A 15,652-nucleotide genomic window follows, 5' to 3' on the forward strand; every position below is an offset into this window, starting at 1 on the left:
GTAAAGGATTCACAGAATTAACACACTAGTCGCGTGGGTAAAATTTCGCAAATGTTGATGATGGAAGCTATGTGTTGTGATTTTTGCAATGAGATTTTTACAGTTAATTTGGAATTACAACAAGTGAAAATGCCTTCTAGAGAACCGCCTCTAGTTTGGCATTGGAATGGATTAAGGTGGACGCAAGCCCGATTAGGAAATGTGGAATTAGGTTGGGGTTATGGTTTATCCGCAATTGCTTTTATTGTTTTACCGACTACCTTAATAGGAGTGACAGCATATTATTTTCCTCCCCATTCTCATGTTCCCCTGTCATGGCTTCCATTAGTTTGGACGGTGCTAACTTTTTTGTCACACTTAGGAATTATTATTTGGATTTTTCTTGAAGTTTATCAGATTCCTATTATTGCATATTTGCGAGCCATTACCCGTTGGCAAAATAGATTAGTTAGGTGAATTTTATCAACTTTAAACATCATTAAAAATTACTAAAAAGCCTACAGAATATGAATTTTGATTTTTAAATTCCTCTTTGGGGTAATAACAAAACTCCCTCATCATCTGTTAATAAATTCTGTGCTGCTTCCAACATAGATGGCATTATTTCTTGCAAATCTTCCCGATTATTTAAGTAAGTTTGTAAAGCTGACATTGGGTCAATACTGCTACTCGCTGTTAATTCAGGAATACGAGGTTTTGCTAATTGACTGACTAATTCGGCTTGAATGGTGTAAGTGTGTGCAATGCTTAAAGCTTGGTGAAGAGAAGAGTTATCAATTAAATCCAATTGTTCCGACTTTAATTTATAAATAAGTCGTACCACATTATCTTGAATATCATATTTAGTAATTGCTTTTAATAATGCTTTTTGTGGATCATCTTGTTTAGATAAATCTATCTCAATAGTCCGAAATATTCGCACGGGTAGGGGACAAAATTCCCAGTCTGCTTTCCCCTTTTCCAAATCTATCATCACATAACCTTTATCTTCCTTCTCTTCACTAAAGTCTACCCGTTCAATACTTCCAGGATAAATTACTGGTGGGTCATTAGATTTATTTAAATTCTGGTGTTTGTGAACATGACCTAAAGCTACATAATCAAAACATGGTCGAGTTAATAAAGATAGGGGTAATGTAAAACCTTTCCCGACTGCTAATAAACGTTCTGCACCTAAAGTAGCATTATCAGCCATTAAATGAGCTAAAAGCACAGTGGGTAAATGGGGGTCAAGACGGCGGATTTCTCCTTCGATAACTACCTCTAAACGGTCTGTGAGGAGTTGATTTACTTCTGCTAGAGAAGAACCCTGAGTTTCTTGACGAGTCATTAAAGTGGAACGAGTTAACCAGGGGAGAGTAATTATTTGCACATCTCCTTTTTGTGTAGAAATGCGATGAGTCGTTAAAGTATCACCAACCACAAACCCTGGTACTCCCAAAGTCCGATAAATATTTAAACTTGCACCCCCTAAACCTTGGGAATGTTGATCATGATTTCCTACTAATAAAACTGTGGGGATATCTGCATCAACTAAACGGCGAAATTGATTAGCAAAGGCTTCTTGCACATAGGGTGCAGGTGTGGCGTTAGGGAAGGCATCACCACCAAATAAGACTAAATCTACATGATCAGCGATCGCTCGATCAATACACAAAGATAATGTTTGTACAAAATCCTCCAGTCGTGTGTTTAAACCTGTGGCTGGATTAACGCGCCCATGACAAAAACCGCTACCAATATGGATATCTGAAAGATGGAGAATTTTCATAGTTTGTCAGTTGTCCTTTGTCAGTTGTCAGTTGTTCGTTGTTCGTTGTTCGTTGTTCTTTCTGAAATATTGCCAATGGAGTTGAGATAGGCGTTTAACTTGGGAGATAGTTCATCAATGATTGGTTTTAGCCTATTTACTTCTTCGTTTGTTAACAAATTTCGTTTGTAAGCTCTTCGTAACCAATGCCTAGTTTCATTTAAAGAACCTCTTGCTATCCTAACGAAACGGCGATTATCTTGAAAGTTATATCTACCACAACCTTCGGCAATATTTGCACCAATACTATCAACAGAACGTACTAGTTGCTTACCAATTGTTGATTTAGGAAACTCCTCCCAATGAAGAATGATGTTCCAAATTTCATCAGCTAGTTTTTCTGCTAATTGATAAACTTGCAAATTCTCAAAATTAGATTTCACCATTTCTTCAACTAACAACTAACAACTGACCACTGACCACTGACCACTGACCACTGACAATTAACTAAATGTGAATTCCACACTCAGTTTTTTCACTTCCGCGCCAACGTCCAGCCCGTTCGTCTTCACCTTCGCCGACTTTAGTGGTGATAGGTTCGTCACCAATACTGGGATAACCTTGATCATGAAGAGGGTTGTAAATTACTTTATGTTCAGCTACATACGCCCAGCTTTGCTTACGAGTCCAGGTAGCTAGAGGGTTAATTTTTAATCTGCCCTTACCATCTAATTCAAATACGGGCATAGTAGCACGAGTAACGGCTTGATCACGACGACGACCAGTGATCCAAGCTACGGTCTTGAGTTCATCTAACCCGCGTTGCAGTGGTTCAATTTTGGTAATGTCGTGGAATTTAGCAATATCTGTATCCCAAAGGGCTTCCCCAAATTTAGCAGCAAAGGCTTCACGGCTATCCACATCTGGTGTTTTATAGGTTTTTAAATCTAGATTATAGATTTCTTTGGCTTTAGCTACCAATTCTAAGGTTTGAGGGAAATGGTAAAGGGTATCCAGGAAAATAACGGGAACAGGATGTTGAAGTACGGTATAGAAAATGTGTGTCAAGATGATGTCATCAACGTTGAAGGCGCTAGTTTGGACTAGTCCTGTGGGGATGTTCTGTACAGACCAAGCTAGGATTTCTGTAGGGGTTGCGGTTTCAAATTGCTGATTTAGTGATGCTAAGTCAAAGGCGATAGAAGTTGTCATGATCTTTCTCTAAAACAAAGATTTTTTACTTGTTATTAAATTTAATATTACCTTAATAAAGTCCCATATCCCCGCCGATGATTGAGGAAATGGGGCAGAGCTTAGGTTGCTACCGGGAGTAGGGGCGCAGGGAAAAGATATTTCCAACTGACAACTGACCATTGACAACTGACAACTGACAACTGACCTAATTATGTAGTATTTTGATTGCAAGTCTGTTTAAGGATTCATCCCATGCAACAGTTACTCAAGCAATTATTTAGTAACCAAAATTACCTTGTACGTCTCATCTTGCCTGTATTGGTGATGATGATGGCGACTTCTCTGTTTATTTTACCTGCTGCGGCTACTGGTATATACGAAATACCCAGTTTGACGGCAGATACTTGGATTTTAGATCAAGGTGATGTGATTAGCCGATTGAATGAAGGTCAGATTAGCAAGGCTTTCCAGGATTTGGCGCAAAAGACTGGCAATGAAGCCAGAATTGTCACTATTCACCGCCTCGACTATGGAGAAACACCGGAAAGTTTTGCCAAGGGATTATTTAGTAAATGGTTTCCCACAGCAGCAGAGCAAGCCAATCAAGTATTATTACTGGTTGATACTGTTACTAATGGAACTACTTTACTAAGTGGGGATAATGTGAAGTCATTATTAACTGATGCTATTGCTCAGAGTGTGGCGGAAGAAACATTAGGTACAGCATTACGTGATGGCAATAAATATAACCAAGGATTTTTGGATGTGAGCGATCGCCTGGTGGCTGTTTTATCCGGTCAACCAGACCCCGGTCCACCAGAAATCAAGGAAACAGTTCAGGTAGAAGGAACTTTCACCAAAGCTGAAGAAACAGATCAAGGTAATGCTACTGCTTGGGTTGTTGGGCTATTAATTGCCGCTACTGTCATCCCAATGGCTACATATTACATTTATCTAGTGTTTCAAAAACCACCCTCTCAGGAATCTGAGGAATAGAATACTGGGGACTGGGGACTGGGGGCTGGGGACTGGGGAATTATCCTTTACACGCAAGTTTTTTATAAATTATACGTAAGTAAGCGGAAATTTTGCACAAGTTTTGCACATTTTGATTCTATATTCTGAAATATGCCCTTTAAAAACAGGTGAAGTATGGCTATTTCAGGATTCCTTTCTGAACTTTCCCTCCCAGAAATCTTTCAATTACTTGAGCAAGGAAATAAAACTGGGCGACTAACAATTAAAGCACAAGGATCTAATTTATCTGCTCAGGCACAGAATTTTTATGTTTGGTTTCAACAAGGACGGATTATTGCTGCTGGCAATAGGTTGGATGGACAGGGATTATTATCAATCATCCAACAACGAGGTTGGCTGAGTGCGCGGGTTGCGGCTCGAATTACACAAGTATGTGTAATTGATCAACCAGCAGGTTTGTGTCTCAAAGCTCAGGGGATACTAGAAGCAGAACAACTAAAAATGTTATTTAACTATCAGGTTCTCAATCAAGTTTGTCAGCTATTTGAATTACCAGATGGAAAGTTTCAGTTTGATACAAATACGCCTCTACCCAATTCCGAACTGACAGGTTTAACTGCCATGCCTAAAGATGTTCTTCTCAAGGGTCTGAGAGCTATGCGTAACTGGCAACCCCTGCAAGACAAACTACCAGATCCAAATTCTGCCTTAGTCGTCACAACTAATAACAAGCCTCAATTACGATTAAACCAGCTAGAATGGCAAGTCTGGGAATTTACGAAAGGTACACTTTCAATTAAAAACATTTCTAAACAATTAGAAGTACCTGTAGAAAAGATCCAACAAGTTGCATTTCGACTCATAGTTGTGGGGGTTTTAACAGAAGTTCCTGTTGTTGTAGAAGACTCAGATTCGATATCCGAAGAGGAATCCACAATGCTGGAGCTAGAATTTGAAACCCACAAAAAACAATCTACCGTCAGCAAGTCTTTTCTCCAAACTCTTGTGAGTTTTCTGAAGAAATAAGACTCTTTCATAAGTTTTGCACAATCATTATATATGTTTTAAAGTAATCTCGTTATGATTACCTAAGTAATGCTGTCTACAACTACCTACCCACAAATTCAAATGATGTCAGAAATACGCGGACAACTCAGTAATTTTAGTAGCATCATTTGCTTCAAGGCAGGGAGTACGGAGCAGGGAAAAGGGTTTTAGCCTTGTTCATTTGCCTATCACTTTCTCAGATTGGAGACTATTCCTACTCTGATCTAATTCTTCTTCGTGATTCGGTGACTCCTAGCCCATAACTTACGTCACGCTGCGCTATCACAAAAAGACTACGCTACACTATTAGCAAACCCTACTTAGCTTCTTTTAATTTATTAAGGTGTAAGTCCTACTTACGGTGCAAATAACTTTTTAATCTCACCATGAATAATCTCAAAACAGTAGAATTAAACCAACTCTTTCATGAATTCAACATTTGTACACAACTGCAATATAACGGACAGTTGACAATTAATAACTTAGATGGAAAACAATGGACTTTTTATTATTGTTTAGGAAAAATTGTTTGGGCAACAGGAGGAACTCATCCATCTCGTCGTTTTCGTAGAAATGTAACTCAATTTTGCAGTCAGATAGATATTGATAACTTGCAATTATTTTCTGAAAATACATTACTGGATTACTGGGATTATTTCTCGCTAAAAAAATTGTATCAAACCCAGAAAATTGACTCTAAACAAGTTAATGCAATTGTTTCAAGTACAATATCAGAACTTTTATTTGATTTAGCTCAGGAAACCGATTTTCAATCTTTGAGCTATGACTATAGCGAAGAAATAATTTTAGGCGCAATCATGACTTCCACTCTGGCAAATACCTTTTTGCAGCAAACACAAGAATCCTGTGAGAGTTGGTTAAAATCGGGCTTAGAAGGATTATCTCCTAACTTAGCACCAGTGATCATCAAACCTAAAATAATCCAACAAAAAGTTAGTGCAGATGTTTATAAAAATCTGGAAAATTTAATTAATGGTCAACATACTCTCTACGATTTATCTGTGAAAATGAAGCAAAATGTGTTGTCAGTTTCTCGTTCATTGCTGCCTTATATTGAAAAAGGAATTGTAGCATTGGTAGAAGTCCCTGATTTACCTTTGGGTAAAGCAAAAATTCCAAACAACTACAGCAGTATATCAACAAAAAAAAATAGCAACATTCCCACCATAGCCTGTGTAGATGATAATTTGCAAGTTTGCCAAATGTTAGAAACAATTATTACCGCCAATGGGATGAAATTTATTAAGATTGAAAATACTCTAGAAGCTTTACCAATACTGATTCAGCACCAGCCAGATTTGATTTTTTTGGATTTAATCATGCCGGGAATAAATGGTTATGAACTTTGTGCAAATTTAAGACGTACTTCTGTTTTTGCCAAAACACCCATAGCAATACTGACAGCTACTCATGATACTTTTGATAAAGTTCGATCTAAGGTCTTTGGAGTTATGGATTTTATCAACAAACCTGTAGCTAAAGATAAAGTCATGGAGGTAGTAGATAAATATGTAATATTTCCGCAAAAAACAGCTAATCTTTCTAACTTGAGCTATATTCGTTAAACATCGAACAATCTTGGTGAGGATAACGAGGTAAGGATATAGTAAATGTTGTGCCTAGCTGCTCTTGACTGACTAGGGAAATAGTTCCTGAATGAATTTCCACACATTTTTTCACAATTGCCAATCCTAAACCTGTTCCCTTAATATTACCAACATTATCACAACGATAGAAAGCTTCAAACAACTTTGATTGATTTTCTAAAGGAATGCCAATTCCTTGATCTTGGATTCGGAATCTAACAATCTGATTTTGAAATTCTAGATCAAAATAAATTTTTGATTCAGGTGGAGAATATTTAATTGCGTTTGAGAGTAAGTTGATCAGGATTCGTTGCAGTAGTGTAGAATCCATCTCTGCGTCTGTAGTTTCGTCAGAACAAGTAAAACAAATCTGATCTTGATTAGCTAAACTACACTTGAGGGTATCAATAATTTCCTGACAAAATTCTTTCAAGTTAATCTTGACAGGTTTATACTGAATTTTAACTACTTCCATATTACCAATAATCAGTACTTCATCTAATAAGAGGAGTAGTTGATCAACGGCAGTGTTAATCTTGCCAATATAACGGTTGATAATATCTGGAGGGGGAATATTGCCACCACATTCCAGTAATCCCGCAAAACCCTGAATACTAGTCAGAGGATTGCGAAAATCATGGGAAATCATGGAAACAAATTCTGATTTCATGCGGTTAAGTTCTTGTTCTTGCTTTAAAGCTTTAAGAGCTTGATCTTTTGCTCTTTGCAATTCTAATTGCATCCGTCGTAAGCTTAACTGATTTTCAATCCGAGCTAGAACCTCTTCTACTTGAAATGGTTTCGTGATGTAGTCTACCCCACCAACGCGAAAAGCCTTAATTTTATCTATAGTTTCACTTAATGCACTAAGAAAAATTATAGGGATTTCAGCGGTATTGGCATCTAGTTTTAATTGCTCACAGACTTCATAGCCATTGATATTTGGCATATTAATATCTAAAAGGATAATATCTGGATGTTCTATTACTACTGCCTTAAGTGCGATCGCTCCACTATTGGCACAGCGTACATTATATCCCTGTTCCTCCAACATATTGGAGAGTAAACGCAGATTATTTGGCGTATCGTCAACAATTAAAATATTTCCTTTATATGATTCAGAGGGAATGTTATTCATAATTTAATTCAATTAAGTAAAAGAACAAACACAAAATCTAAAATTTATCTTCTATTCTGCTATCAAATCTGTCTAAATATGAGGACGAATTGTGCGGATACGCTGGAGACGATTGATAATTCTAATTAATAAATCATTAGGCACAATCGGTTTAGTTAGATAATCATCTGCACCCATGACAAATGCTTTTTGTAACATTTCCACATCATTACAACTGGTCAAAAATAAAATGGGTAGCCAATTCCAATCACGATTTTGGCGTACAGCTAAACATAAATCTAACCCTTCTTTTCCACTAGGCATATTAATATCAAGAATAAGAAAATCAGGACGAATTAATTTTAATTTCTCCCAAAAATCATCCTGATTATCCAAACAAGTAAGCTCAACACCTAAAGGTTCAAGTATTGTTTTTAGAGTCATCAAAATCTGTGGATCATCATCAACTGCAATAATCTTAGCATTAATTTTTTCATCTACTAGATCATGTATAGTTGGTAAATTAATTGCTTTTTGATCATATTCTTCTAATTGCTGACGTAAATTTCTGACCAATGGCTCTAATATTTGAGCAAATTTATATTGATGAATTTGTGTGAAGTGTGATGGTAACTTAAATTCCGACTCAAATATAATTTCTATTTTCCGAGCGATAATAGTTCCCTGCTCAAAGCCAAACATACCCAAAGATCCTGCCAGTTTATGAGCATTGTGAATAGCTTTTTGGCATAAATTCTGATCAAAAATACCTACTAATAACGAAGATGTAGCTTCTTCTACAGCAATTAATCGTTCAAAACTTAAATGCTTTGTATCTTGCCAAATTTTGACAAGAGATACATCTAAGAGTTCATTTTTAGCTTTATTGCTGATATTTTGATGAGTTTTAGGCAAGGTAAAATTAGGATTAATTCTATATCCCTGTCCATAAACTGTTTCTAAAAAATCATCGGCTTTAACTGCTTTAAAAATTCGGCGAATATTTTTAATATGGGATCTAATAGTAGATTCATTCGGTGGTTCAGCATCAAAAGACCATAAGTGATCCACAATTTCTCTAGAACTATAAACCCGTTTTTGGTTACGAATAAACAATTCAACAAGAAGGTACTCCTTCCGACTAAGTTTTAAAACTTGCGACTGATAACTCACTTCGTGCATATTTTGATCAAGCCTAATATCACCACATTCTAGAATAGTTGAGACAGATGTAGAACCACGACGGATTAAAGCCCGAATTCTAGCCGCTAATTCCTGAACATTAAATGGCTTCACTACATAATCATCGGCTCCACTATCTAAGCCTATAAGTTTATCTGTGGTAGTATCACGGCCAGTTAGTAGCATTACTAATACTAGATTTTTTCTTTCTCGTAGGCGGCGACAAAAGCTAATTCCATCTAGTTTTGGAAGCATTACATCCAAAAGGATTAGATCATACTGATAGCTTTCAACAAACTCCCACCCTGCTTCACCATCCTTAGCAATGTCAACAACATAATTTTTCTTGAGTAAAAGCTCTGTTAAGAAGCTTACTATGGTTTCATCATCATCTACTATCAGAATTCTCATTAGTTTTAATATATTTTATCCTTAAATGATACATAACAATGTAATACTTGTCGGTTAAGCTCAAAAAATAGAATTATGTAGGTTGGGTTATTCGCGTCAGCGTTGCGGAGCAATGGAACGAAACCTTTATAGGCATTTGTTGGGTTTCGCTGTCGCTTAACCCAACCTACAAAAACTCTTAACCGAACAGTATTGAATAACAATGTCACTGTATCCTTAAATTAAAAGTTTGTTGGTAAAAAACTAGGAGGTTGAACAAAAGTTAAGTCTGGGAACTGATACAGGAAGTTTTATACTAGTATGTATACAGACATAAAAATCCTCAATGATTCTTGATAAGTAAGTATTCATAGGCGATGCCCATGCGTGAGTTCAAAAGTGAAATTGAAGTTTTAATAACAATGGAATACAGAATAATACATGAAAATTAGAAAAGTTTTAGTCATTGATGATGAAGATGATATCAGAGAAGTTGCTCAAATTAGCTTAGAAATCATGGCTGGCTTGAATGTAATCGTCGCGGCCAGCAGTTGGGAAGGCATACAAAAAGCCGAAACTGAGCAACCAGACGCAATTTTACTGGATGTGATGTTACCTGATCTAGATGGCTTGATCACCTTTGAAAAACTTCAGTCAAATCCCAAAACAAAACATATATCAGTAATTTTACTAACTGCTAAAATACAATTATCAGATCAGCGCCGCTTTGCAAATTTGGGTATTAAAGCCGTTATTAGCAAGCCTTTCAAACCTAGCCAATTAGCTGAAGAATTGTTATTAGCCTTAAATTGGAGTAAATAAAATTCACTGAAGTTAAATAAATTTTTACACAACTTACACAATACTTACGCAATGCTTCCACAATACTTATGCAATACTTACACAAGATTTGCACAATTACACGATATATATTTAAATATTACCTAACTTTCGAGAAAATCATTAAATACAGGAATTTCGGGTTGAATTTTGAACATATACTAAAACTCAAATTCATATCTAACAAGACCTTTATTTTAACACCTGATCAAAAATCACATAGGATATCGTATATGACAAGTAAGCAAATGTTGAATTTCAATTATCCTGCTGCTATGAACTCAGAAATAAACAATGGAATGTTACTGGACATTAGTAATGAGTTGCGTACTCCTTTAACAGTTATTCAGGTTGCTCTTGATCTTTTAAGCTGTGGCAAGCTAGGTACTCTATCTCAAGAAGAATATCGCATGGTAGAAATTGCCACTAATAATACAGAGCGATTAATGCGTCTAACCAATGTGATTGAAGGAAATATCGAAAATTTAGGTATTGTTGTTTCGGACAAGGAACTTGCCCAACTGAAATTAGAACGGGATTTAGAAAAGGCACTGTCTCGTAATGAGTTTAGTCTGTCCTATCAACCAATAATTTCTTTGAAAAATAATAAAGTTATTGGCTTGGAAGCATTAATTCGCTGGGAACACCCATATTTAGGCACAATTTATCCTGATCAATTTATTCCTTTGGCAGAGAAAAGCGATGCGATTATCCAAATTAGTAATTGGGTTTTAAAAGAAGCTTGTCGTCAACTCAGTCAGTGGCAAAATGATTTCCCTGGATATTTTGATTTATTGACAGTAAGTGTTAATATTTCTAGTAAACACTTAGCAGAACCTAATTTATTAGAACAAATTAAGCAAGTTATTCAAGAAACTGGGTTGAAGTCCAAAAATTTAGTTTTAGAAATTACAGAAAGTGCCATAATCAATAATAAAATCCAAGCTCAAGAGATATTAACTGAACTACAGAATTTAGGAATTCGAGTATGTATAGATGATTTTGGTATGGGTTATTCTTCTTTTAGCCGACTTCATGAACTACCCTTTAATGTTCTCAAAATTGATCGTTATTTTGTTCAGAAAATGAATTGTTTAAATGGAATGCATATAATTGAAGCAATTACTAATATGTCCCATAACCTACAACTAGAAGTAATTGCCGAAGGTGTGGAAACTTTGGAGCAAGTTTTTCAACTTCAATCACTTGGTTGCAATAAAGTCCAGGGATATTTATTTGCCAAACCCCTAGAAAATCATGAAATTGCCGATTTAGTTTGTGGTAAAATAGATTTTTTTAATTTCTCTTCCCTAAATTTAGGAGGTAATTGATAATAGGACTTACGCACTGTACAAACTTGCCATGATATGAATGAACGAAATTGCGTCGTTTTCGGCTTTGGGAATAACCTATTGAGTAGGGTGTGGTTCGGCAAGCTCACCAACCACGTCAGATAGAGGAAATCTGTTTTTTTGTCAAAATATCGTGTCTGACGCACCCTACAAGGCATAAAATTCACGTTACATATTTGGAGAATCTTGTCAATACGTAAATCCTAGATAATATAAAATCAAAGTAATTATGAAATTTAGGGTTGTTTTAATCAATAGTTATCCAAAATATCAACCAAATGCAAAAACTACAATTATCCGCCAATATTTTATTAGTTGATGATAACTCTGTCAATTTGCTTTTACTTTCCAAGGTACTTTCTAAATCAGGTTATCAAGTATGCTCAACTATAGATGCTAAATCAGCATTAATAGCACTGGAAAGTAATTTACCAGATTTGATTTTGATGGATATAATCATGAATGATATGAATGGTTATGAGCTTTGTGAAAAACTGAAAGCTAATGAAAAAACTCGTGATATCCCCATTATTTTTATTAGTGCATTAGATGAACCTTTTGATAAAGTCAAAGCATTTAATGTGGGTGGTGCTGATTATATTACTAAACCATTTCAAGCGAGGGAAGTAATTGCCAGAATTGAAAATCAACTGAGATTTCAACGGTTACAAAATAAGTTGGTTGAGCAGAATCAGGAATTATTACAAAAAAGTCAAGCTTTAGCAATTTTCAGTTCCAGCTTACAGCAATTACATCGCATTAATGTTACTGATTTTCGTAATGTTGAAGAACTTTTCTTGGACTATTTAAATACGGGTTGTCAAGTCTTACGGTTTTCAGCAGGAGCAGTTGGTCAAATTAATAATCAAACTTATTCTTTTCTGGCTGTTCAATCTGAGTTTGAGTCGCTAGTTCCTGGGTTAGAAATTAATCTAGCAGATGCTTATTGTAGCAAGGTGTTTGAACAACAAACAACGGTGACATTTCATCATGTCCAAGAAGTGGAAGAGATGCGTTGTCATCCACTCTATCAAAGCTTGAAACTAGAATCTTATATTGGTACTCCTATTTGGGTGGATTCTCAATTCTATGGGACACTTTGTTTCTTTTCAGTTGATGCTAGACAGGAAAAATTTGAACGCCACGAAAAAGAAATTATTGAATTGATGGCTCAAAGCATTGGTAAATTTATCAGCGCTCACCAAACAGAGATTAAACGTCAACAAACTGAAAAAGAATTGAGAAAAAGTGAAAAAGAAACTAGGGAAGCTCAAGCATTTCTGGATTCTATTATTGAAAATATTCCTCACATGATATTTGTTAAGACCGCAGAGGATTTGAAATTTATCCAGCTTAATAAAGCAGGTGAAGAGCTACTAGGTTATTCTAAACAAGAATTTATTGGTAAAAATGACAATGATTTTTTCCCTCCAGAACAAGCAGCTTTTTTTAATGCTAAAGATCGGGAAGTTTTAGCTAATAAAAATATTGTAGATGTTGCCGAAGAAATTATTCATACCAGAGAGCAAGGCCTCAGAACTCTACATACTAAAAAACTTCCAATTCTTGACGAAGCTGGAAATCCTAAATACTTACTAGGTATAGCTGAAGATATTACAGATCGCAAACGTCAGCAAACTGCTTTGCAACTAATTGTTGAAGGGACGGCGGCTAAAACAGGTAATGAATTTTTCCGTTCCTTAGTTCGTTATTTAGCGGAAGTTTTAGAGGTTCGCTATGCTTTTGTGGCTAGATTTATAGATTCTAGGAATACTCAAGTAAGGACATTGGCATTTTGGCAAGGAGAAGATTTTGGTGAAGATTTCGATTATCAATTATCAGGAACAGCTTGTGAAGATATATTCTCAAAAGAAATAGTTTACTATCCTCGCAATGTTCAGTTGTATTTTCCTAATGATCAAAATTTGGCTAGGTTGGGAGTAGAAAGTTATTTAGCGATCGCCCTAAAAGATTCCACAGGCAATATTCTTGGACATTTAAAAGTGTTGGACACCCAACCAATGGTTAACATCAAGACAACAGAACTGATCTTAAGGATTTTTGCAGCCCGCGCCGGTGCTGAATTAGAGCGACAATTATTTGAAGATGCCTTGCAAGAAAATTTAGAGCAGCAACGCGCTACCCTGCGAGTGGTAGAAAGAATGCGACGAACCTTGGATATTGAGCAAATATTCCGGGCTACTACCGAAGAATTAAGAGAATTATTGAAATGCGATCGCGTTGCCATCTATCACTTCCACGCTGATTGGAGTGGTGAATTTGTCTCTGAAGCAGTGGGAGCGGGTTGGCAACCTTTATTCAAAGAAAAATGCCATGATGTGGTGCTACAACAAAATATTTATAATTGTAATTGGGATCATTTAAAAAATAACTGGTTTACAGATACTCACCTCCAACAGACTCAGATAAATCAAATCTCTTATCAATCTAAATTTGTAGTTGACAATATTTATAAATCTGGCTTTTCTGATTGCTATATAAATATATTGGAGAAATTTGAAGCTCAGGCATACATTATTGTGCCAATTTTCAAAGCTAATAAATTGTGGGGATTGTTAGCAGTTTATCAAAATTCCGGCCCTCGCACCTGGAAACAAAATGAAATTAATCTTGTCGCCCAAATAAGTAACCAGTTGGGCATAGCACTTCATCAAGCAAAGTTATTTAATCAAATTCAACAACAATCCATAGAATTAGAAAAAGCTAAAGATGCTGCGGAATCCGCTAATCGAGCTAAGAGCGAATTTCTCACCAACATGAGCCATGAACTACGGACACCACTTAATGCCATTATGGGCTTTACTCAATTAATGAGTCGTGATTTACTCTTAAATCCCAAAAATCAGGCTCATCTAGAAATTATCAACCGCAGTGGACAACACCTATTAAAACTTATTAATGACGTATTGGAAATGTCAAAGATTGAAGTAGGTAAAATCAAGCTTGACCTTACCAGTTTTGATTTATTTTATTTATTAAAAAATTTGGAAGATTTATTAAATCTCAAAGCTATATCGAAACAATTGAAACTCATTTTTGATTATGATCCCAAACTGCCTAAATATATCACCGCAGATGAAGTTAAACTTCGCCAAATCTTATTAAACTTGCTAGGAAATGCCATTAAATTCACTGAAGAGGGACAAGTAACACTCCGTGTCAGAAGACAAGAAAATCAAGCTCAAGAAAAAATATCTTCTGCTTCTTTATTATTTGAAGTAGAAGATACAGGCCCTGGTATTTACCCGGAAGATATTCAAAAATTATTTAATGCTTTTGTGCAAACTAAAATAGCCCAATCCCATCAAGGAACAGGACTAGGATTAACTATCAGTCAAAAGTTTGTCAGGTTAATGGGGGGTGAAATCACAATTCAGAGTATGGTTAATCAGGGAAGTATATTTCGATTTCATATCACTGTGGATTGTCCCGAAGAAGTAGATATTTCTCCCCCACTACCTCAACTTCGCATTATTAGCCTAGCACCGGAGCAACCACATTACCGATTATTAATTGTCGAAGATCATGACGATAGTAGACAACTTTTGATGGAGTTGCTTGTACCATTGGGATTTGAAGTTTATCAAGCTAAAAATGGACAAGAAGGAGTTGCCGCATGGCAGCGTTACCAACCTCATTTAATTTTGATGGATATGCAAATGCCTATCATAGATGGTTATGAAGCAACTAAGCAAATTCGCATATTAGAAAAGCAAAATAGTTTATCAGACCACCAACCGAGTAAAATAATTGCTTTAACTGCTAGTGCCTTTGAGGAACAACGAAATCATATATTATCTATAGGTTGCGACGATTTTATTCATAAGCCTTTTCAAGAAGAATTTTTATTAAATAAACTGGCTGAACATTTGAACCTTAGCTACATTTATGAAGAAAAAATAGAAGATTCCGTTATGGAAGAACAAAAAGAAAAATCCTTATCGTTAGAGTTAATGTCTGATGAATGGATTCTTCAATTCTATATGGCTGCTAGTAGATGTAGTAAAAGTCAAACTATGGAATTAATATCTCAAATTCCCGAATTACAAAAAAAACAAGCCGAGAGTTTAACTGATTTAGTCCATGATTTTGACTTTGATAAAATTGTCGAGTTATGTGTTAAATATTCACGGATACCTTTAGAGGATATTTGAAAAGTTTTAGGTTGTGATTT

Annotated in this window: 11 protein-coding genes and 1 pseudogene; 7 read left to right on the plus strand and 5 right to left on the minus strand. The window is 35.8% G+C overall.

What is annotated here, in order from left to right:
* Window positions 1–30: 30 nt before the first annotated feature.
* A pseudogene (locus FJR05_RS18065) lies at window positions 31–456 on the plus strand (hypothetical protein); the annotation flags it as partial.
* Window positions 457–520: 64 nt separating this feature from the next.
* Here the strand turns inward: FJR05_RS18065 and sbcD are convergent.
* The 3 genes from sbcD to cysH all read right to left on the minus strand — a co-directional run bounded on the left by sbcD (window position 521) and on the right by cysH (window position 2,962).
* The gene (gene sbcD / locus FJR05_RS18070) at window positions 521–1,771 is read right to left on the minus strand and encodes an exonuclease subunit SbcD (protein WP_168645396.1); all 1,251 of its coding nucleotides are present in this window, start codon (window positions 1,769–1,771) and stop codon (window positions 521–523) included.
* 20 nt (window positions 1,772–1,791) lie between these two features.
* Complete coding sequence (locus FJR05_RS18075) at window positions 1,792–2,196, minus strand: four helix bundle protein (RefSeq protein ID WP_168645397.1); 405 nt, start codon at window positions 2,194–2,196, stop codon at window positions 1,792–1,794.
* Between the two features lie 61 nt (window positions 2,197–2,257).
* Complete coding sequence (cysH, locus tag FJR05_RS18080) at window positions 2,258–2,962, minus strand: phosphoadenosine phosphosulfate reductase (RefSeq protein WP_168645398.1); 705 nt, start codon at window positions 2,960–2,962, stop codon at window positions 2,258–2,260.
* A gap of 234 nt (window positions 2,963–3,196) precedes the next feature.
* Here cysH and psb32 point away from each other — a divergent pair, with 234 nt between their 5' ends.
* From psb32 to FJR05_RS18095, 3 genes are all read left to right on the plus strand, one after another.
* Window positions 3,197–3,940 carry a photosystem II repair protein Psb32 gene (gene psb32 / locus FJR05_RS18085; RefSeq protein WP_168645399.1) on the plus strand — a complete coding sequence of 248 codons (744 nt, stop codon included), beginning with the start codon at window positions 3,197–3,199 and terminating at the stop codon, window positions 3,938–3,940.
* Window positions 3,941–4,096: 156 nt separating this feature from the next.
* Window positions 4,097–4,948 (plus strand): DUF4388 domain-containing protein, encoded by an 852-nt coding sequence (locus FJR05_RS18090; RefSeq protein WP_168645400.1) that lies wholly within the window; start codon window positions 4,097–4,099, stop codon window positions 4,946–4,948.
* Between the two features lie 407 nt (window positions 4,949–5,355).
* Window positions 5,356–6,555 carry a PleD family two-component system response regulator gene (locus FJR05_RS18095; RefSeq protein WP_168645401.1) on the plus strand — a complete coding sequence of 400 codons (1,200 nt, stop codon included), beginning with the start codon at window positions 5,356–5,358 and terminating at the stop codon, window positions 6,553–6,555.
* Here the strand turns inward: FJR05_RS18095 and FJR05_RS18100 are convergent.
* Window positions 6,533–7,714 (minus strand): hybrid sensor histidine kinase/response regulator, encoded by a 1,182-nt coding sequence (locus FJR05_RS18100; protein ID WP_168645402.1) that lies wholly within the window; start codon window positions 7,712–7,714, stop codon window positions 6,533–6,535. The two genes, FJR05_RS18095 and FJR05_RS18100, sit on opposite strands and share 23 nt — an antisense overlap.
* 72 nt (window positions 7,715–7,786) lie before the next feature.
* Window positions 7,787–9,286, minus strand: a complete 1,500-nt coding sequence (locus FJR05_RS18105) for a response regulator (RefSeq protein WP_168645403.1) — start codon at window positions 9,284–9,286, stop codon at window positions 7,787–7,789.
* Window positions 9,287–9,706: 420 nt separating this feature from the next.
* On the opposite strand from FJR05_RS18105, the gene FJR05_RS18110 reads away from it, so the two are divergent.
* The 3 genes from FJR05_RS18110 to FJR05_RS18120 all read left to right on the plus strand — a co-directional run bounded on the left by FJR05_RS18110 (window position 9,707) and on the right by FJR05_RS18120 (window position 15,632).
* On the plus strand, window positions 9,707–10,087 hold the full coding sequence (locus FJR05_RS18110; RefSeq protein WP_168645404.1) for a response regulator: 381 nt from the start codon (window positions 9,707–9,709) through the stop codon (window positions 10,085–10,087).
* A gap of 251 nt (window positions 10,088–10,338) precedes the next feature.
* The gene (locus FJR05_RS18115) at window positions 10,339–11,436 is read left to right on the plus strand and encodes a bifunctional diguanylate cyclase/phosphodiesterase (RefSeq protein WP_168645405.1); all 1,098 of its coding nucleotides are present in this window, start codon (window positions 10,339–10,341) and stop codon (window positions 11,434–11,436) included.
* Between the two features lie 299 nt (window positions 11,437–11,735).
* Window positions 11,736–15,632, plus strand: a complete 3,897-nt coding sequence (locus FJR05_RS18120) for a response regulator (protein ID WP_168645406.1) — start codon at window positions 11,736–11,738, stop codon at window positions 15,630–15,632.
* The last annotated feature ends 20 nt before the right edge of the window (window positions 15,633–15,652 follow it).

Source organism: Dolichospermum sp. UHCC 0259 (assembly GCF_009711935.1).
Classification (GTDB): domain Bacteria; phylum Cyanobacteriota; class Cyanobacteriia; order Cyanobacteriales; family Nostocaceae; genus Dolichospermum.

What these genes read in the sequence shown, in the direction of transcription:
- FJR05_RS18095 (WP_168645401.1), top strand. Translation starts at nt 5,356, where the DNA reads ATGAATAATCTCAAAACAGTAGAATTAAACCAACTCTTTCATGAATTC.
- FJR05_RS18100 (WP_168645402.1), bottom strand. Translation starts at nt 7,714, where the DNA reads ATGAATAACATTCCCTCTGAATCATATAAAGGAAATATTTTAATTGTT.
- FJR05_RS18120 (WP_168645406.1), top strand. Translation starts at nt 11,736, where the DNA reads ATGCAAAAACTACAATTATCCGCCAATATTTTATTAGTTGATGATAAC.
- cysH (WP_168645398.1), bottom strand. Translation starts at nt 2,962, where the DNA reads ATGACAACTTCTATCGCCTTTGACTTAGCATCACTAAATCAGCAATTT.
- sbcD (WP_168645396.1), bottom strand. Translation starts at nt 1,771, where the DNA reads ATGAAAATTCTCCATCTTTCAGATATCCATATTGGTAGCGGTTTTTGT.
- FJR05_RS18075 (WP_168645397.1), bottom strand. Translation starts at nt 2,196, where the DNA reads ATGGTGAAATCTAATTTTGAGAATTTGCAAGTTTATCAATTAGCAGAA.
- psb32 (WP_168645399.1), top strand. Translation starts at nt 3,197, where the DNA reads ATGCAACAGTTACTCAAGCAATTATTTAGTAACCAAAATTACCTTGTA.
- FJR05_RS18105 (WP_168645403.1), bottom strand. Translation starts at nt 9,286, where the DNA reads ATGAGAATTCTGATAGTAGATGATGATGAAACCATAGTAAGCTTCTTA.
- FJR05_RS18110 (WP_168645404.1), top strand. Translation starts at nt 9,707, where the DNA reads ATGAAAATTAGAAAAGTTTTAGTCATTGATGATGAAGATGATATCAGA.
- FJR05_RS18115 (WP_168645405.1), top strand. Translation starts at nt 10,339, where the DNA reads ATGACAAGTAAGCAAATGTTGAATTTCAATTATCCTGCTGCTATGAAC.
- FJR05_RS18090 (WP_168645400.1), top strand. Translation starts at nt 4,097, where the DNA reads ATGGCTATTTCAGGATTCCTTTCTGAACTTTCCCTCCCAGAAATCTTT.